General features: G+C 49.8%; 19 protein-coding genes. 14 read left to right on the top strand and 5 right to left on the bottom strand.

The window, feature by feature from the left end; genetic code table 11:
• Entirely contained in the window at nucleotides 1–873 is an 873-nt protein-coding gene (gene bchO, locus QUE61_RS07120; protein WP_286306551.1) for an alpha/beta fold hydrolase BchO, read from the bottom strand.
• Nucleotides 874–1,004: 131 nt separating this feature from the next.
• Here bchO and QUE61_RS07115 point away from each other — a divergent pair, with 131 nt between their 5' ends.
• The 14 genes from QUE61_RS07115 (at nucleotide 1,005) to QUE61_RS07050 (ending at nucleotide 14,615) form a co-directional block, all read left to right on the top strand.
• Nucleotides 1,005–1,925, top strand: a complete 921-nt coding sequence (locus tag QUE61_RS07115; RefSeq protein ID WP_286306550.1) for a polyprenyl synthetase family protein — start codon at nucleotides 1,005–1,007, stop codon at nucleotides 1,923–1,925.
• On the top strand, nucleotides 1,912–3,096 hold the full coding sequence (locus tag QUE61_RS07110) for a methyltransferase (RefSeq protein ID WP_286306548.1): 1,185 nt from the start codon (nucleotides 1,912–1,914) through the stop codon (nucleotides 3,094–3,096). Before QUE61_RS07115 ends, QUE61_RS07110 begins: the two co-directional genes overlap by 14 nt.
• 148 nt (nucleotides 3,097–3,244) lie before the next feature.
• Nucleotides 3,245–4,195 carry a chlorophyll synthesis pathway protein BchC gene (bchC, locus tag QUE61_RS07105; protein WP_286306547.1) on the top strand — a complete coding sequence of 317 codons (951 nt, stop codon included), beginning with the start codon at nucleotides 3,245–3,247 and terminating at the stop codon, nucleotides 4,193–4,195.
• The gene (locus QUE61_RS07100) at nucleotides 4,192–5,214 is read left to right on the top strand and encodes a chlorophyllide a reductase iron protein subunit X (protein ID WP_286306546.1); all 1,023 of its coding nucleotides are present in this window, start codon (nucleotides 4,192–4,194) and stop codon (nucleotides 5,212–5,214) included. The genes bchC and QUE61_RS07100 overlap by 4 nt, the downstream gene beginning before the upstream one ends.
• A gap of 4 nt (nucleotides 5,215–5,218) precedes the next feature.
• On the top strand, nucleotides 5,219–6,754 hold the full coding sequence (gene bchY, locus QUE61_RS07095; RefSeq protein ID WP_286306545.1) for a chlorophyllide a reductase subunit Y: 1,536 nt from the start codon (nucleotides 5,219–5,221) through the stop codon (nucleotides 6,752–6,754).
• Nucleotides 6,754–8,232 (top strand): chlorophyllide a reductase subunit Z, encoded by a 1,479-nt coding sequence (bchZ, locus tag QUE61_RS07090; protein WP_286306544.1) that lies wholly within the window; start codon nucleotides 6,754–6,756, stop codon nucleotides 8,230–8,232. The genes bchY and bchZ overlap by 1 nt, the downstream gene beginning before the upstream one ends.
• Nucleotides 8,233–8,343: 111 nt before the next feature.
• Nucleotides 8,344–8,493, top strand: a complete 150-nt coding sequence (gene pufB, locus QUE61_RS07085; protein WP_108508840.1) for a light-harvesting antenna LH1, beta subunit — start codon at nucleotides 8,344–8,346, stop codon at nucleotides 8,491–8,493.
• Nucleotides 8,494–8,523: 30 nt separating this feature from the next.
• Nucleotides 8,524–8,748, top strand: a complete 225-nt coding sequence (locus QUE61_RS07080) for a hypothetical protein (RefSeq protein ID WP_199908496.1) — start codon at nucleotides 8,524–8,526, stop codon at nucleotides 8,746–8,748.
• A gap of 10 nt (nucleotides 8,749–8,758) precedes the next feature.
• Nucleotides 8,759–8,962 (top strand): light-harvesting antenna LH1, alpha subunit, encoded by a 204-nt coding sequence (gene pufA / locus QUE61_RS07075; protein WP_215369554.1) that lies wholly within the window; start codon nucleotides 8,759–8,761, stop codon nucleotides 8,960–8,962.
• A gap of 79 nt (nucleotides 8,963–9,041) precedes the next feature.
• A complete protein-coding gene (gene pufL / locus QUE61_RS07070; protein WP_286306543.1) occupies nucleotides 9,042–9,866 on the top strand; it encodes a photosynthetic reaction center subunit L in 825 nt (274 codons plus the stop codon).
• A 21-nt stretch (nucleotides 9,867–9,887) separates the two neighbouring features.
• Nucleotides 9,888–10,886: a photosynthetic reaction center subunit M gene (pufM, locus tag QUE61_RS07065; protein WP_286306542.1), complete on the top strand. Its 999-nt coding sequence runs from the start codon at nucleotides 9,888–9,890 to the stop codon at nucleotides 10,884–10,886.
• Between the two features lie 9 nt (nucleotides 10,887–10,895).
• A complete protein-coding gene (pufC, locus tag QUE61_RS07060; protein WP_286306541.1) occupies nucleotides 10,896–11,957 on the top strand; it encodes a photosynthetic reaction center cytochrome PufC in 1,062 nt (353 codons plus the stop codon).
• 64 nt (nucleotides 11,958–12,021) lie between these two features.
• Nucleotides 12,022–13,551 (top strand): phytoene desaturase, encoded by a 1,530-nt coding sequence (locus QUE61_RS07055; RefSeq protein ID WP_286306540.1) that lies wholly within the window; start codon nucleotides 12,022–12,024, stop codon nucleotides 13,549–13,551.
• Entirely contained in the window at nucleotides 13,548–14,615 is a 1,068-nt protein-coding gene (locus QUE61_RS07050) for a phytoene/squalene synthase family protein (RefSeq protein ID WP_286306539.1), read from the top strand. Before QUE61_RS07055 ends, QUE61_RS07050 begins: the two co-directional genes overlap by 4 nt.
• Nucleotides 14,616–14,626: 11 nt before the next feature.
• Here the strand turns inward: QUE61_RS07050 and QUE61_RS07045 are convergent, their stop codons facing one another.
• The 4 genes from QUE61_RS07045 to ppsR are packed head-to-tail and all read right to left on the bottom strand — an operon-like array spanning nucleotide 14,627 to nucleotide 19,139.
• The gene (locus tag QUE61_RS07045; protein WP_286306538.1) at nucleotides 14,627–15,469 is read right to left on the bottom strand and encodes a carotenoid 1,2-hydratase; all 843 of its coding nucleotides are present in this window, start codon (nucleotides 15,467–15,469) and stop codon (nucleotides 14,627–14,629) included.
• Nucleotides 15,470–15,495: 26 nt separating this feature from the next.
• On the bottom strand, nucleotides 15,496–17,043 hold the full coding sequence (gene crtD / locus QUE61_RS07040; protein ID WP_286306537.1) for a 1-hydroxycarotenoid 3,4-desaturase CrtD: 1,548 nt from the start codon (nucleotides 17,041–17,043) through the stop codon (nucleotides 15,496–15,498).
• Nucleotides 17,036–17,722 carry a spheroidene monooxygenase gene (locus QUE61_RS07035; protein WP_286306536.1) on the bottom strand — a complete coding sequence of 229 codons (687 nt, stop codon included), beginning with the start codon at nucleotides 17,720–17,722 and terminating at the stop codon, nucleotides 17,036–17,038. The genes crtD and QUE61_RS07035 overlap by 8 nt, the downstream gene beginning before the upstream one ends.
• Nucleotide 17,723: 1 nt before the next feature.
• On the bottom strand, nucleotides 17,724–19,139 hold the full coding sequence (gene ppsR / locus QUE61_RS07030; RefSeq protein ID WP_286306535.1) for a transcriptional regulator PpsR: 1,416 nt from the start codon (nucleotides 19,137–19,139) through the stop codon (nucleotides 17,724–17,726).
• Nucleotides 19,140–19,160: the final 21 nt, after the last annotated feature.

The raw sequence follows: 19,160 nt of genomic DNA, 5'->3' as shown, positions 1-19,160 counted from the left end.
TTACTTCTTAAGCGCTCTTAGTTCACTCAAGATTAAATCAGCGGTCTTGGTCGTTTCCACTTCGTGCATGATATGACCGCCTGACCAATGGATCACGGTTGATTTCGGAAAGTATTGCTTGATGATTTTCTTCAAGCCATTTTCTGGAACCCACTGATCGCTCTCACCAATCACCCAAATTAACTTGCTTGGAAGGTTTGCACCTGCTTTGAGTACTTGATCAATATTGGCTGAAGCCATAAAGTTCATGGCGCCGCGCACATGCTCAGGGGATTGAAACAGGCGTCGATAGTAGTTGCGATTTGTTTCAGGCAAATTGGTATTGGTGGAATCTAGTAATCGATCGGTCATGCCTGAGAGCGGTGCAAGCTTTGCCAGAATCGATGCCAGAGTAGCCGATTTAGTGACTGGTCCCAACATGGGTCCAAAAAATTGGGTGTAGCTCGGCGGCGGCGGAATCAGTGAGGGATTGAGACCAATAATGACTTGTGGTTTAGTGGGTGCCAGATTAGCAAAGGCGAGTGCTAGGGGAGCGCCAGCAGAATGACCAACGACCATGGTTGGCCATGCCATTTTGAGTTCGCCAATCAATGCAATCAAATTACTTGCGATCTGCTCGAGTCGTAAGGAATCCACTGAAGCTCCCAGAGTAAAGGCGTGCCCTGGTAAATCGACGCTAAGAACTTGCGCCTCTTGATTGAGTAAAGGCGTGAGCTCGCCCCAAGAGTGTGTGGAGGAACCGGTGCCATGCAGTAACAAAATTACCGGCCCTTTGCCTGAGATTTGGGCATGCCAGGTGAGATCGCCCACGGTGACGGAGCGGCTAATTTGGCGGTTTGGCCAGTCGTAGGGAATGCGATTAATGGAGCTCATTAGGGTTTTCCCTAGATATGATTGATTGACCCTCTTGCATTAGCTGACTATATTCATCATCATGATAAGTGTAAAAAAATATTTACACTTTTTTACCCGTATTGCGACCCGATTAACTCTGAAAGCCGGTCATGAGCTCAAAAATCAGCCCCAGTCACGCGATGCAGCAGCGTATTGAAAAGGGCTTGCATCAAGCGCTTGCCATCGCAGAGTCTAAGACAGCCCCACAAAATTTACAAAGGGCTTTGCATCATGCGGTATTCCCAGGTGGAGCACGGATTCGGCCGCAACTATGTTTAGCGGTCGCCGCCGCCTGCGGGGATGATGATCCGGATTTATCGATTGCGGCCGCAGGCGCGATTGAACTTTTGCATTGCGCATCACTAGTGCACGATGACTTACCCTGTTTTGATAATGCGATGGTGCGTCGTGGGCAGCCATCCGTACACGCTGCATTTGGTGAACGCATTGCCGTGCTTACGGGTGATGCGCTGATTGTGTTGGCATTTCAGTACATGGCTTCGTGCAGCATGCGCTCACCACTGCGCTTAGCACCACTTCTAAAAACGATCGCTGCCTCGGTGGGTGCGCCGCACGGGATTGTGTCGGGTCAAGCCTGGGAGTGCGAATCCAAAGTCCAACTGTCGCAATACCAAAAAGAAAAAACCGGTTCACTCTTTGAGGCTGCAACCGCAGCAGGCGCGCAAGCCGCAGGAGCGGATGCTGATACTTGGAAACCACTCGGTGAGTGGTTGGGTGAAGCCTATCAAGTGGCCGATGACATTCGCGATGTATTAGCTGATCAAGCAACGATGGGTAAACCACAAGGCCAAGATTTAGCCCATGATCGACCAAGCTCTGCGCGAGATCTTGGATTGGTGGGCGCAGTTCAGCATTTTGATGAGTTGGTATACAAAGCAATTCATTCGATACCGTCGTGTAAAGGCGAGAAGATGCTACGCGCTCTGGTCGCAAAAGAGGCAGAACGCTTGATTCCCGAAGCATGGTTTATCAATACGAGTCGACCGCTGCATCACCATGCCACTGTCTGAGCGTGTGTCCGAAGACACGCAAACCCATCACCGCTCATTGAAAGACACCTTCGCCGATTGGCGAAATAGTGTCATTGCCTCACCCCGATTTCAGCGCTGGGCTGCGCGCTTTCCATTGACACGCTGGGTCGTGCGGCGTCAAGCCTCTGCACTCTTTGATGTAATGGCGGGCTTTGTGTACTCCCAAATTTTATTGGCCTGTGTGAAAGTCAATCTTTTTGAATTGCTCGCAAACGGCTCTTTGTCTAAAGCACAATTGCAAGAGCGCATTGCGTTACCGCCCGCAGGCCTCAATCGTTTACTCGACGCAGCAGTTGCCATTCGTCTTTTAACAAAACGCGACAACGAGCACTATGCACTTGGCATGCTAGGAGCGCCTTTAGTTGGTAATCGTGCACTCGTCGATATGATCATTCATCACGGCGATTTCTATCGTGATCTGCAAGATCCGTTAGCACTCTTGCGCGGTGATATTTCTGGGAAAGCGGCGATGGCCGAGTATTGGCCCTATATCGATCACGCCCACGATCCCAAACCAGAATCATTATCGGCCGAGCGCGTTGCGAACTATTCAAAGCTGATGGCGCACACCCAACCTTTGGTCACTGCCGAAGTGATCGATGCCTACTCATTTACTAAGCACCGTCATTTACTGGACATTGGTGGTGGACAGGGCGCGTTTGCGACTCAACTTGCAAGACTTTACCCGCAGTTGCGGTGCACGATTTTTGATCTTCCTGGCGTTGCTGAGTTAGCGAGTACTCAGATTGCCAAAACAGATCTAACGAATCGCATCGAAGCGATTGGTGGAAATTTTTTCGATGGGGCGTTACCCAAGGGTGCGGATGTTGCTACGCTCATCCGAGTCATTTTTGATCACGATGACTCCCGGGTCAAAATCCTATTACGTAATGTTTTCAATGCTTTAGAGCCGGGAGCAAGTCTAATTCTGGCTGAGCCGATGGCCGATACCCCAGGCCAAGAGGCAATGGGGGATGCGTATTTTGGCTTCTATCTGCTGGCGATGGGGCGGGGAAGGCCCCGTTCGCAAGCCGAAATTACCCAAATGCTGATCGAGGCCGGCTTTGAGGCTGTTCGCCTATTGCCATCCGCTATCCCCTTGAATGCACAGATCTTGCATTGTAAAAAGCCAATGATTTCAGTGGCTTAGAGTCTAAAAGTCGATTTTTGCCCAAAAAGCCTTGTAAATACTAGGGGTCATCAGTAGAAACCCCTAGATAAATTATCCCCAAAGTGGTGAAGAATGAGTCATGTAAATAAATATTTACACATAAAATATGTAAATAAGAAATGACACTATGAACACAATCTATCAAGCAAAGGCCATCGTGCTCGAGAAGCCCGAGAGCGTTGTCTTGAGTGAGCTGAAGTTATCACCCGTCACAGAGACGGATGTTGTGGTTGATATTGAATGGAGCGGTATTAGTACAGGTACTGAAAAACTTCTATGGAGTGGGCGCATGCCCCACTTCCCGGGCATGGGTTATCCACTGGTACCGGGCTATGAGTCGGTCGGCAAAATTTATCAAGCAGGAATTCGGTCTGGGTATCAGCCTGGCCAACGCGTATTTGTTCCAGGGGCGCGGTGCTTCGGTGATGTGAAAGGCCTCTTCGGCGGCGCGGCATCACGCGTGGTTGTGCCAGCAAGTCGAGTGATTGGTGTGGACAACAAGTTAGGCGCAGAAGCCGTTTTGTTTGCCTTAGCAGCGACAGCGCATCACGTCACATCGGCTGAATGGAGTCAACAGCCTGATTTGATTATTGGTCACGGTGTTTTAGGTCGTCTCATTGCGCGCATTGCGGTGCTTGCCGGCAAAACACCAGTGGTTTGGGAAACCGATGCCGATCGCCGCACTGGAGCAATTGGCTACGAGGTAATTGACCCAAAAGCAGATCAAAAGCGCTATTACAAAACGATTGTCGATGTGAGTGGTGACGCAGCGCTACTCGATACCTTGATTTCATGTTTGGCTCCTGGCGGTGAGATTGTCTTGGCGGGTTTTTATGACGCGCCAATGACATTCTCATTTCCGCAGGCGTTTATGCGTGAAGCACGGATTCGGGTGGCAGCGCAATGGCAGCCTAAAGATTTATTGGCTGTGAAACACTTAGCCGAGTCGGGTCGGCTCTCATTAGATGGATTGATTACGCATCATGCCTCACCAGCACATGCGGATAAAGCCTATCGCCAAGCGTTTAGCGATAAAGATTGTTTAAAGATGGTCCTTGATTGGAGAACCTTGCAATGAGTCCAGCAACCGCAAAATTAGAAGGTGTGCCAGCCGAAGCAACGGTGCAATTTGTCAATCTCAAAAAAGAGGCTGACATGGAACCGGATCCAGTCCACAAAGGACCCGTCACCAAAGAAACACAAATTATTGCCATTTATGGCAAGGGCGGAATTGGGAAAAGTTTTACCCTCGCTAATCTTTCATACATGATGGCCCAGCAAGGTAAGAAGGTATTGCTGATTGGTTGCGATCCAAAGAGCGATACCACCTCCTTATTGTTTGGAGGTAAAGCATGCCCCACTATTATTGAAACCTCCTCGAAGAAAAAGTTATCGGGTGATGCAGTTTCGATTGGTGATGTGTGCTTCAAACGCGATGGTGTATTTGCGATGGAGCTCGGTGGCCCCGAAGTAGGGCGCGGTTGCGGAGGGCGCGGCATCATCCACGGTTTTGAAACCCTTGAGAAGTTGGGATTTCATGACTGGGGTTTTGATTACGTCTTGTTGGATTTCTTAGGCGATGTGGTGTGTGGTGGATTTGGATTGCCGATTGCACGGGACATGTGCCAAAAAGTGATTGTGGTGGGTAGCAATGATTTGCAATCCCTCTATGTAGCAAACAATGTTTGCTCCGCCGTGGAGTATTTCCGTAAGTTGGGCGGCAATGTCGGTGTGGCTGGAATGGTGATCAATAAGGATGACAGCACCGGCGAAGCTCAAGCCTTTGCAGAAAAAGTTGGCATCCCAGTCTTGGCTGCCATTCCTGCGCACGAAGATATTCGTCGTAAAAGTGCTAGCTATGAAATCATCGGCCGCCCTGGTACGCAGTGGGGCCCACTCTTTGAAGAGCTGGCGACCAATGTTGCAGATGCACCGCCGGTGCGACCCAAGCCACTGAGCCAAGACGATCTCTTAGGACTTTTCTCATCGGACATTACCGGTCGCGACTACGTTCTTGAGCCCGCTACCGAAGTCGACATGATGGGCAAAGACGCGGTGGTGAAGAAAACCCTTGAAGTGGTGTACGACAAAGTTTAAGTTCATGAGTAAGCCCATCATTCCCATCGTGCCAGAGCAGTTGGTCAACGATCCGTCCAAAGGCGATGGATTGGGATGTCATGCGGGTGAAAAGCAAATGATGGATGCGGCGAAATCATCGGGCAAGGGCGAGGTATTGCAACGTTATGCCCAGGACTATCCCAAGGGTCCGCACGATCAACCACAGAGTATGTGCCCAGCCTTTGGATCATTGCGTGTTGGTTTGCGCATGCGCCGCACCGCTACGATTTTGTCAGGCTCTGCCTGCTGTGTTTACGGCTTAACGTTTACATCGCATTTTTATGGGGCACGACGCAGCGTTGGTTATGTGCCATTTAATTCTGAGACCTTGGTCACTGGAAAACTGTTTGAAGATATTCGGGATTCGGTGCACGAACAGGCGGATCCCAGTAAGTACGATGCGATTGTCATTATTAATTTATGTGTCCCCACTGCCAGTGGTGTACCACTGCAATTACTTCCTAAAGAAATTAATGGCGTACGCATTATCGGTATCGATGTACCTGGATTTGGTGTGCCAACCCATGCCGAGGCAAAAGATGTCTTAGCCGGCGCCATGTTGCAATACGCTCGCCACGAAATTATGGCGGGTCCCGTGCAAGCACCTCGCACTGGTGTGCAAACCAAACCCACCATCACCCTTTTGGGTGAGATGTTCCCAGCCGATCCCGCAGTGATTGGTGCGATGTTGGAGCCCATGGATCTTGCAGTAGGCGCCACAGTACCAACCCGCGAATGGCGTGAGCTGTATCAAGCGCTCGATTGCAAAGCAGTGGCTGCGATTCATCCGTTTTATACAGCCAGCATTCGGGAGTTTGAAGCCGCAGGTCGTCCGATTGTTGGATCTGCCCCGGTTGGATATGAAGGCACTGCGGCATGGTTGGAAGCAATTGGTAAAGCAACCAACACACCGCAAGACCGAATCAATGCCGCCAAACACAAAATCTTGCCAGCAATTAAAGCCGTCCTTGGCGCAACCCCGATTAAAGGTCGCATTACCTTAAGCGGTTACGAAGGGTCCGAACTCCTAGTCGCACGCTTACTAATTGAGAGCGGTGCGGATGTTCGCTATGTTGGATCCGCCTGTCCACGTACTGTGTGGAGTGATGCGGATCGGGAATGGTTAGAAGCAAAAGGTGTACAGGTGCAGTTTCGTGCGTCGCTCGAACAGGATTTGGCGGCGATGGCCGAGTACCAACCCGATTTGGCGATTGGCACAACGCCGGTGGTACAAGCTGCCAAGCAAGCATCGATTCCCAGTCTGTATTTCACAAACCTCATTTCTGCGCGCCCCTTGATGGGTCCTGCAGGCGCTGGATCACTCGCTCAAGTGATTAATGCCGCCATTGGAAATCAAGCGCGCTTTGATGAGATGAAAGCCTTCTTCGGTGAGGTTGGTGCTAGTCACAATGCGGGTGTTTGGGAAAGCGTTCCCAAAGATCGCCCTGAGTTCAAAGCCGAGACCCGTCGCAAGCTTGAGAAGGCAATCAAAAAACGCAAAGCCGAGGAGATGATCTGATGTACGTCATTGATCACGATCGTGCCGGCGGCTATTGGGGAGCCGTATATGTGTTTACGGCTATCAAGGGATTGCAAGTGGTGATCGATGGACCGGTGGGTTGTGAGAACTTACCCGTTACCTCAGTCTTGCACTACACCGATGCTCTGCCACCGCATGAGTTACCGATCGTGGTCACCGGATTGGCTGAAGAACAATTGGGACGTGAGGGCACCGAAGGTTCCATGAAACGTGCCCACGCTACTTTGGATCCCGATTTGCCAGCAGTGGTGGTGACCGGATCAATTGCTGAGATGATTGGTGGGGGTGTTACTCCCGAAGGAACCGCAATTGCTCGCTTCTTACCACGCACCATTGATGAAGACCAATGGCAGTGCGCTAATCGCGCCATGTATTGGTTGTGGTCGGAGTATGGCATTAAGAATGTGCCGGCACGTAAACCTCGTAAAGAAGGGGAGAAGCCCCGCGTCAATATTATTGGACCAGCGTATGGCACGTTTAATATGCCAAGCGATTTGGCGGAGATCCGCCGCTTGGTCCAAGGAATTGGTGCTGAGATTAATATGGTGTTCCCACTCGGTAGCCACTTAGCCGATGTATCGCGCTTGGTCGAAGCCGATGTCAACATTTGTATGTACCGTGAGTTTGGTCGCATGCTCTGCGAAGCTTTAGATCGCCCTTATTTACAGGCGCCCATTGGTCTGCATAGCACGACTAAGTTTTTGCGTAAATTGGGTGAGTTATTGGATCTTGATCCCGAGCCATTTATTGAGCGTGAAAAGCACACCACGATTAAACCGATTTGGGATCTATGGCGCTCGGTGACTCAAGACTTTTTTGGTACCGCAAACTTTGCGATCGTTGCAAACGAGACCTACACGCGCGGGATTTCGCATTTCTTCAGTGAAGAGATGGGATTGCCCTGCAGCTTCGCCATTTCCCGTAAGCCTGGTCAGAAAACGGATAGCGAGGAAATTCGAAGGTTAGTCAAAGAAAAGGCACCTCTTGTCCTCTTTGGAAGTTACAACGAGCGGATGTATCTAGCCGAAGCGGGTGGCAAGGGAATGTATATCCCCGCATCGTTCCCTGGCGCAATCATTCGGCGTCACACCGGTACGCCATTTATGGGATACGCCGGTGCAACCTATTTAATCCAAGAGTTTTGCAATGGACTCTTTGATGCTTTATTCCATATCTTGCCTCTGGGTACGGAGATGGATAAGGTCGACTCCACTTTGGCACGCGGTCAAGCGGCGAATGCCTTTATGTGGGACAGCGACGCGCAAACCATGGTCGCCAATTATGTTCAGAAGCAACCTGTACTGGTACAAATCTCGGCTGCTAAGCAATTGCGTGATCGTGTCGAGCGCGATACCGAATCCTCTGGAGAGGCGCGCGTAACCGCAGAGCGCGTTCGTCTTTCCTGTCCAGAGATTATGCAAGAGAAAGTACCTAACCCGATATCGGAGAAAGTATGAATATGACTACTTTCATCCATCCCCAATGTGGCAGTTCACTGCCATATGCCCTTGTCGCGCGGGCTTTGCGCGGTGCTAGCCGAAAGGCTAATTTTGAAGGAGGGATCTCGAATGAGTGATCACAGAGGCTCTATTTCTGGTCTTACCGACGACGAGGCGAAAGAATTTCACCAGTTTTATGTCCAAGGTTTGGTCGGGTTTACTGCAATAGCGGTCATTGCTCACATTTTGGTGTGGGCTTGGCGTCCTTGGTTCTACTGAAATCGGAAGTAACAACGTAAAGGTAACGATATGAAAGATATCCATTTAAACCACTCGGTACAAGAGATCGCTAAGAACGATTCAATCACGTTCAAGACGATTTTTGTCTTGTGTTTTGTGGTGTGTTTTGTACTCGCACTCTTTACTGTGTTCCTACCGGGTCAGTGGAGATCCTGGTTACCAGGATCCGAAGAGAAGTCAATGATCGACGGCGTAAGGTCTGCAGTTTATAGCTTTATGTCGTATTTAACTTAGGAGAAATACCATGTGGAGAATTTGGAAACTATATGACCCATTACGGGCTATGGCTATTCAAGGAATCTTCCTGTTCGGTTTAGCAGCAATGATTCATTTGATTTTGCTGAGCACCGTGCGCTTTAACTGGTTAGATGGTTTAAGTCAAACCCAGTACAAAGCAAAAACAGGTACGGGTTCTGCAACCCCACCAGCAGCACCAGCAGCAAAGTAGTACGCATCATGAAAACCGTGGTGGATAAGACTTGACCACGCATCGAGTCTTATCTACCAATTTAAGGAAGGACTAAAAAATGGCCATGCTCAGCTTTGAACGAAAGTACCGAGTACGAGGGGGAACCCTGGTTGGCGGAGATTTATTCGACTTTTGGGTAGGCCCTTTTTATGTCGGATTTTTTGGTATCACCACGATCTTCTTTGCCTTTTTAGGTACTGCGCTCATTTTGTGGGGCGCATCGCAAGGGCCAACATGGAACTTGTGGCAAATTAATATTGCCCCACCCGATTTAAAGTATGGCCTGGCACCCGCTCCACTCATGGAAGGCGGGCTGTGGCAACTCATTACGATTTGTGCCTTAGGCGCATTTGGGTCTTGGGCGCTGCGTGAAGTGGAGATCTGTCGCAAATTGGGTATGGGTTTTCATGTACCGTTTGCCTTCTCCGTCGCGGTCTTTGGTTATTTCACACTGGTTGTGATTCGCCCCGTATTGATGGGCGCTTGGGGTCATGGGTTCCCATACGGCATCTTGAGTCACCTTGATTGGGTCTCAAACGTTGGTTATCAATACCTACATTTTCATTACAACCCCGCGCACATGATTGCGATCACCTTATTTTTCACGACAACCCTCGCGCTTGCCATGCATGGCGCCCTGGTGTTGTCGTCAACGAATCCGCAAAAGGGCGAGTTTGTGAAAACCCCCGAACATGAAGACACCTTCTTTCGGGATTTGATTGGCTACTCCGTCGGCACTTTGGGTATTCACCGACTCGGCTTGTTCTTAGCCTTAGCTGCAGTATTTTGGAGCGCAGTTTGCATTGTCATTAGTGGACCATTTTGGACTCGTGGTTGGCCAGAGTGGTGGGGTTGGTGGCTAAACCTCCCCATTTGGTCATAAGAAGAATCGAGGGATAACGATATGGACTATCAAAATTTATTCACTCAGGTTCAGGTTGTCGCTGAACCGCATCATGGCTCACCGCTTAATCCCAGAAAGGATGAGCGTGAGCGTATTGGCAAACCATTTTTAGTCCATTTATTTGGGCGTTTAGGGAATGCCCAGATCGGCCCGATTTATTTAGGAACGATTGGGATTGCTTCCTTATTCTTTGGCATGATTGGCTTTCAGATTATTGGCTGGAACATGTTGGCCTCGGTCAACTGGGATCCTATCCAGTTCATTCGCCAACTGTTTTGGTTATCGCTCGATCCTCCGTTACCTAAGCACGGCTTGAGTTTAAATATGCCACTTGCTGAGGGTGGTTGGTGGATGATGGCTGGTGCATTCTTAACCGCATCGGTCTTGTTGTGGTGGTGGCGCACCTACCGACGCGCAGTTGCGCTTGGTATGGGTACGCATATCGCATGGGCATTCCTTTCTGCCATTTGGTTGTTCCTAGTCTTGGGATTCTTAAGACCGCTATTGGTTGGTAGCTGGAGCGAAGGCGTACCTTTTGGTATCTTCTCGCACCTCGATTGGACCGCTGCATTCTCTTTGCGTTACGGTAATTTGTTTTACAACCCATTTCATATGCTCTCCATTGCCTTCCTTTATGGATCAGCGTTGTTATTTGCCATGCACGGCGCCACTATCTTAGCGGTTGGTCGCTATGGTGGTGAGCGCGAGATTGAGCAAATTGTCGATCGCGGTACTGCATCGGAGCGTGCCGGACTGTTTTGGAGATGGACCATGGGCTTTAATGCCACGATGGAGTCCATCCACCGTTGGGCCTGGTGGTTTGCCGTATTGGTACCACTGACAGGTGGCATCGGAATTTTATTAACGGGTACGGTGGTGGATAACTGGTACTTGTGGGCAGTCAAGCATGGGGTTGCACCCGCATACCCTGATGTGTATAGCATCCCCACGGTTGATCCAGCAGCGACATTCGTGCCACCTCCACCCGTCGCCAAATAAGGAGCCATCATGAACTCAATTCAACGCATATTGAGCATTGCTGCTCTGATTGGCACCACATTATTATTGACCGCGTGTGAGCGCCCACCCATCGAATCGGTGCAGAATGGATTCCGGGGTACGGGTATGGCAATGGTTTATAACCCACGGACGCTAGAGGCGCAGGCCGAAAAGAATGAGGTCCCCGCAGGGATTCCTGCTGACCCTAATGGCCCCAAAGCAGGAGCCGTTTATAAGAACGTCAAAGTCTTAGGAAACTTGAGTGTTGCCCAGTTTACGAACTTTATGGTGGCAATGACCAGTTGGGTCGCGCCTGAGCAGGGCTGTGCGTACTGCCATAACGTCGCAAATTTTGCAGAGGACGCCAATTACACAAAAATTGTCTCGCGCAAGATGATCCAGATGACCCAACGCATTAACGTTGAATGGAAATCACACGTCGCAGAGACTGGAGTCACCTGTTATACCTGCCACCGCGGTAACAATATTCCACAAAACGTTTGGTTTACCGATCCAGCCAAGCCGCAGGGTAGTGGATTCTTGAGCGGTAAGAATGGTCAAAATACGCCTTCCGCATCGGTTGGTGGGAGTGATTTACCCTATGACCCATTTACCCCATACTTATTAAAAGCGGAAAACATTCGTATGAATGGGCCCACCGCTTTACCGACAGGCAATAAGAACAGTATTCAGGATACCGAAAAGGTATTTGGCTTGATGGTGCATATGTCGACCTCGTTGGGAGTGAACTGCGCTTATTGCCACAATACCCGCTCGATGCCCGAGTGGTCACAAAGTCCACCGCAGCGGATGACCGCATGGTATGGCATTCGCATGGCACGTGATATCAATAACAATTACATGGTGCCCATCACCAATGTATTTCCGGCCCATCGATTGGGGCCTGAAGGGGATGTAGCGAAGGCGAATTGCGCAACCTGCCATCAGGGAGCTTATAAACCTCTCTATGGAGTTTCGATGCTTAAAGATTATCCATTCTTGACAGGCACGCCAGCACCACGCGTCGCTCCAAAGCCTGCCGAGAAGAGCAATACTGTCGCGATGAAGTAAGGAATGATGTAACCGGTACTTATGGCGTCCTTCGTGGCGCCATTTTTTTCTAAATTAGGAAGTCATGCTCAAACGAACCTATCTGCCCAGTGATGACCGCCCGATTGCGGTGGTGATTGGGAGTGGTTTTGGTGGCTTAGCCGCAGCCATTCGACTTTCTCATAAAGGGTATCGGGTTAAGGTATTCGAGAAGCTCGATAAGCCGGGTGGTCGCGCTTATGTGTATGAGCGTGATGGCTATACCTTTGATGCCGGGCCCACCATCATTACCGCTCCCTTTCTTCTCGAGGAGTTATGGGAGCTATGCGGTGAAAAACTCGAAAATGATGTGGATCTACGACTGATGGATCCGTTTTATCGGATTCGGTTTGACGATGGCAGTCATTTTGATTACACCGGTGATCTTAAGCGCATGCGTGATGAGGTTGCTAAGTTCAGTCCAGCCGACTTACCGGGCTACGATCGCTTTCTAGCGGAGGCCGAGAAATGCTATCAACTGGGCTTTGAAGAACTTAGCAATGTCGCCTTTGACTCCCTAAGTGATTTATTCGAGGCCTTTCCATCCATGGTGAAAATGAAAGCTTGGGAGAGCATCTACACACTGGTTGCAAGGCATTTAAAGAATGACAAGTTACGCCAGGTGATGAGTTTTCATCCACTGCTGATTGGTGGTAATCCGTTCTCGGTAACCGCAGTGTATTCACTGATTAATTCCTTGGAACGTAAACACGGCGTGTTCTCAGCCATGGGCGGAACTGGATCATTAATTAAGGGCTTAGTTCGTCTATTGGCTGATTTAGGGGTGGATGTGCAATGCAATCAGGAAGTAAAGCGCATCGAGGTGCGTGATGGTAAAGCCGTTGGAATCACGCTAGAAGATGGTAATTTTGTACCAGCGGATATCGTCGTTTCAAATGCCGATGCCGCCTGGACCTATCAGAAACTGATTGAACCACAGCATCGCAAAGTATGGACTGATAAAAAAGTAGCACGTAGCAAATATTCAATGAGTTTATTTGTTTGGTACTTCGGAACGAATCAGCAATACCCGGATGTACCACACCATATGATTTTGCTGGGCAAGCGTTACCGCGAGTTGCTGGAAGATATCTTCAAGCGCAAAGTGCTCGCCAAGGATTTCAGTCTCTATTTGCACCGACCCACCGCGACCGATCCGAGTCTTGCACCTGCTGGCCATGACACCTTTTATGTCTTGTCACCTGTGCCGAATTTAGACAGTGGCACGAACTGGCAAGAGACTGCCGAGCCATATCGACAAGCCATTGCAGAGTATCTCGATCAATCGGTATTACCTGGCTTTCAAAAGCATCTCACCACCTCGTTTTGCACCACCCCACAGGATTTTCAGGATCGGTTGTTATCGGTCAAAGGGGCGGCCTTTGGCTTTGAGCCACTCTTGTTACAAAGTGCGTGGTTTAGACCCCATAACCGCAGCGAGGATGTCAAAGGACTTTATATGGTGGGAGCCGGCACCCATCCTGGGGCCGGAATTCCGGGTGTTTTGTCGTCGGCGAAGGCCTTAATGTCAGTAGTTCCGCATCCAATTAATGTGGCCAAGGGGTATGCACAATGAATCGCAGCTCCAAGCGCTTTGATGAGGATCTCAATGAATGCGTAGAAACCATGCGCGATGGCTCCAAATCTTTCTTTGCTGCCTCGCGCGTATTACCAAGTCGAGTACGCGATCCCGCTACGGCTCTCTACGCATTTTGTCGGATCACGGATGATATTGCTGATGCAGCAGACGCAACTGAGCAATCCATCATCACGCTTCAAGAGCGATTAGATGCTATCTACCTAGGTCAACCCATTGATGAAGCGGCAGATCGGGCTTTGGCAGAGGTGGTGCGCGCCTTTGATATTCCCAAAGAATTACCACTCGCATTGATTGAGGGGTACGCCTGGGATACGCAATACCGAACTTACGAGACCTTTGATGAGTTACTCGATTACTGCTCACGCGTTGCAGGTACGGTTGGCGCCATGATGTGTTTGATCATGGGAAAACGTGAGCCAGAGACCGTGGCGCGCGCCTGTGAGCTCGGACTCGCGATGCAATTAACCAATATTGCTCGTGATGTCGGTGAAGATGCGATGAACGGCCGGATCTATTTACCCATCGAGTGGATGCGCGAAGAGGGACTCGATCCCAGCAAGTGGTTGGCAAACCCGCAATTTAATGAGGCAATCTCGCGCGTCGTGGCGCGGCTTCTCAAAGAGGCCGATAAACTCTATACCCAAGCAGAGATCGGGATCAGTGACTTGCCGTGGGACTGTCGCCCAGCGATTGCTGCAGCACGTCTCATTTATGCAGAGATTGGTCGTGAAGTCGAGCGTCTCAACCTTGACTCGGTGTCGGTCCGTGCAGTGGTCTCCAAGCAGCGCAAACTGGTCTTATTAACCCATGCCACTTCAGCCATCATTGCGAAGTTCTCGATCCGACGCTTTAACCCACAAGCACATCCCTCGGTTCAGTTCTTAATTGAGGCGGTGAATAAAACGCCGCACATCCGTCATTACGGTGGAACGATCCACGAGAGACTTACCTGGGTTGTTGACCTGCTCGAGCGTGTGGAAGAGCGAAAGCGAGAGGCAGAAATGACCGTGGCCGATCGTTTTATTCAACCACTTCGTTAATCACGAATTAATTACCTAACCCTCGGCATCCGCCACGGCAACATAAACTGCACGGCCCAGGATGAGAGCCGGGGTACATCAAGCGTCTCATGAAATGAAGTCACGCGCTCACCGAATAGTTCACTACTGAGAACTGAGCGTGCATAAAAGGGCGTATCTTCTAGAGTTTCCAATATCTTTAGTTGGGCATCCTTGGGGTTGCGCATTTGCCTCTGAATCCGCCAACCAGTTTTGGGTAAGGCTTGGCGAGGAGGGGGTTCAAAATGTTCAATGCGACCATCGGGAGTAAAAATCAACCCCAGCACCCGCTCCACCCCATTACGTTGGCGAACATCATAAATGACTGCAGTACGCTCTCCACTTAACTGAGCGCGCGACCAATCCCAATCCTTAAACGGAATTGCAATCGGTTCGTCCCCCTCATTGGAATCAAAATATGCATTCCCCTGCCACTTGATGTTGGGAGATTCCAGTTCAACCTCAATCCGAGCAGCAGGAGCCAAGGGTCCCCAACGATGCTTGTGCTGATCATCCAGATGGGTCGAGAAATTAAATAATTGTTTTGGGTATAGTTTGAAGTGCCCAACGACGCGTTGACCAAAGGGAACAGCGCGTTCCACAAAATCAACCCGCAAATGGTCACCATTCCAATGGAGGCTGCTAGGTCCAATCACAAACTCAGTTTGATTGCGAGAAATACTCGCTGCGCTACGCTCGGTCATGGTCCAGCGTTTATTACCCGGACTGTAGATCGCTAAATTAATCGCGCAATGATTTTCTGGATTGACTTGGGTGTGGCGACGGCGTGCTAAGGCATAGTAGGGAGAGAACACGCTCCCTACAAACGCAATCATCACCAGACCATGCTGGCCATCATCACTTAAAGCGTCGACGTACCACCAGAGATAAGCACCCGACCCGACCGCTTGGTCAAACCGAGGTGACCCATCAGGGTTGCGGCCGCCATACGACCTGATAGGGCTGCCATGGGTACTCCCGCTCCCGGATGCGCGCTGCCCCCCGCTAGATAAAGACCCGGTATTGCTGTTTGGGCTGCTGGCCGTCGAAAGGTATCCATCCAGCCGTGATTGGCTTGGCCATAAAGAGCCCCACCCGTTGCTGGAAAGAGGCGATGAAACTCCTGAGGCGAAGTGCGTGTCACCGTTGCATCCGCCAAGGAGAGATTGAGGCCACAATGTTCGAGTAGGGAAAGGGATTTTTCTTGACATGATTCAATCTCAGATAAAGTGGGTTGTTGGTGATCGCCAGTGGCTGGTGCATTGACTAAACACAAGAGTCGCTCTCCATCCGGATGCGAAAGATGACGATCGGTTTGATCTTGGGCGCAAATGTAAACCGTTGGCTTTTGTGGCAAACGCTTGCGGTAGAAAATATCCGTGAACTCGCTATCGTAGTCTGAGTCAAAGAATACGTTGTGCCGAATTAGAGGAAAACCGTGTGGCTTTGCGTACATTGACCAGGTAATCGCAGAGAGTGATCGAGTGGTTTGGGTAATTGGGGAAGCGTGACGATTGGCCTTACCCAATAAGCCAGTTTGCAGGGCCATCGCATCACCATTAAAGATAACCGCTTGCGTTTGAATCGTCTCACCATTGCTTAAGCGCACTCCTGAGACCTTCCGGTTTCGTTGCAAAATCTCATCGCAGTTAACACCGCAGATAAAGCGCACACCTTTGGCGCGTGCTAGATCAGTGAGTGCTTGCGTAATAGCAATCATGCCGCCTTGCACAGCCCACACTCCTTGCATTTCTACATCTGCGATGAGCATCAGGGTTGCAGGTGCTTGAAACGGTGAGGAACCGCAATAGGTGGCGTAGCGACCAAAGAGTTGATGTAAGCGCGGGTCTTTAAAGTAACGACCTAAACTTTTCCAAAGATCATTAAATAGACCAATCTCATAAAGAGCCTTCGAGCCAGTCGGCCCTAAATCGCTCATCATGCCCATCATAGAGGGGCGTTGCGACAACATATACGGCTTTTCCAGGGCGCGATAGAGTTTGCGGGTTTGCTCACAAAAATCAAGGAAGCGTCGTGCCTCTGCAACACCAGCAAAATCCTCAATCGCTTTGGCCGATTGCTCGCGATCTGCAAAGAGATCCAAGTGCTCGGATTTGCTCCAGGCATGGCGGGCTAAAATTTTGAGAGGCTCTATTCGTAGCACATCTTCTAGTCGTGTGCCTGCATTGGCAAAGATGCCATCAAAGACCCAGCGCATAGTAAATACCGTAGGCCCGGAATCCACTCCATGACCGGCACAGTCAATTTGCCGAATCTTCCCCCCGAGCTGCTGCTCTTTCTCAACCACGATGACCTCAAGACCCGCACAAGCAAGCTCAAGAGCACTTACTAAGCCACCGATGCCGCCACCGATCACCACAATGGGTTGATTACCAAGGGATTTAGGCAAGCGTTCTTCCTTTCCATGAACCGGTTGCGTCAAATGGTTGAAAGCGCACAAACATGGATTCAGAAAAGTATTGGCCTTGCATGGCCGATTTGATCGCAGCTAAATGAGCACCAGAGCGGGCATAGGCGTCCATAGCGGCTTGCGATTCCCAGATCGTAAAAGTCGCTTGCCGCAAGATCGGTGCCTCACCTACACCTGCAGAAATCAAGCAGCCATCGGTATGCAATAAATCGACTTCGGCAGGTGGTGCTTTCGTCCAAAACGAGACCGCTTTTGAGGGTTTAATCGATGCGCGCGTGAGCGAAGCAATCGGTCCCGAGCTTGGTGGCGCAATGGATTCACTTAATTGATGGCCAGACCATTGGCCTTTAACTGAATAAGCACGCAGTTTGACGGTAAATAGTTCATGGGCATGGTCTTGATACCACTTGAGCAAAGGCGATTCGCAAATAAATACATTCGCATGCTCTAAAGAATCAAAGAGGCTGAATAGACCCTGATGAGTCCCACTGGGGCTCACGGAGAACCCTGCATTTTTGCCAGACCCCATGTGCTTTTGTAGGACTAAGCCTTTGGGTCGATAGGTGCTAAATCGATTAAACATGAGCCGGGCAATACCAGCGAGTTTGGCTTGCGGTTGGATGCTGACCAAGCTCATGACCGCTACCTGTGATGACATCTTATTCCTCGATGTCGCTATCTTTGCTTTGATCGCTCAGATTGTATTTACGTAATTTGATGTAGAGACTTTGCCGTGACAAGCCCAGCATCTCTGAGGCTGAGACGCGATTACCACGTGTGAGCTCCAATGCAGCTTTAATGCAAAGCTGCTCAATCAAATCAGTGGTCTCATTAATAATTTCTTTTAAGGGTAAACGCCCAACCAGTTGCGTGAGTTCCTCGCTCGAACGGGTAATGGATTCTTCGGGTTGGATCTTCGAGCGAATCCGTGATCCAACCTCGCGAATCGTAAATCCTAAGCAGGAATGTGGGTAAGAGACTGATACAGCGGAGATCTCAACCGGATGCAGGGTACCAAAGGAATCGCGAATCGATGTTGCAAATAACTTAATCGATCCTTTTTCTTGAAGATTGGAGAGCATGACACGCAAATCGACGCTCGAACGCTCGAGCCAGCGCTCGAGGGGCTCATTTAAGATTTGGTCGAGCTTATCCGCCATGATCAAGCGTAAAAAGGCTTGATTAGCTGTTAGTATTTTTCCTGCTGAGTTTGTCACGATAAAGCCATCGGGTGCATTCTCAAGCGCTTGGATGACTAATGATTGTGCGCTAGCGTCTTGACGGTCAATGAATTCACCAGAGCGCTTAATCGTAATTAATAGCAAAGATTGATTTTCATTGCGAAATGGTGCAGCCGATAAAAATGCCTCTTGGCCATTCAGTAATTTAGTATTTAAATCAGCGGCGGTATTGGTATAGGCAACCTTGCTCAACAAAGACTGCGCCTGAATCCGATCACCTTTGGCTAAATAATCAATTAGAGAACGACCATTGAGTTTTTTAATGGATTCGCTCAATAAATCAGCAGCTCGTGGATTCGCCTCAACAATCTTGAAGGTGTTCGCATCAAGAACGAGTACGGCCTCTGAGGCCATTTCGAATAAAACTCGATAGCGGGTTTCGAGTTGACGTAGGCGAGTGTAATCACGTTCAATCGCTTGCTGAGCGTCGACTAGACGTTGTTGTAACAGAGAGATTTCTCGTAAATCCCTAGCGAGCGCAATGATTTGACCTGAACTACCGATTTTTAGTGTTGCGCAGAGTAGGGGCAAATCACTCGCCCCAGGCATTGGAACATTAATTTGCCGAAAACGTGAGAGCGAGGATTCATTGGCATCTGTTAAGAGCGCCTGAATCTTCGGACGGCTCTCTACCGTGACCATATCAATCCAGGATTTACCAACCCAGTTTTCTAAATTCGGACTTCGTAGATCTGGGTTACCAAAGGCAATACTCTGAATCACGCCCGCTGAATTGAGTGTCAGTGAGATGTCTGCCGAGGCCTCGACGAGATTGGCAATCTCCTCGGGGTTTAACTGCCCAAAAGTGTGGGCGGTGCTGGCAATATTGGTCACGGACTTAGTCTTTTAATGGTT

Source organism: Polynucleobacter sp. HIN5 (assembly GCF_030297555.1).
In the GTDB taxonomy this organism is placed as follows: domain Bacteria; phylum Pseudomonadota; class Gammaproteobacteria; order Burkholderiales; family Burkholderiaceae; genus Polynucleobacter.
This window is presented reverse-complemented; position numbering and strand designations above follow the sequence as displayed.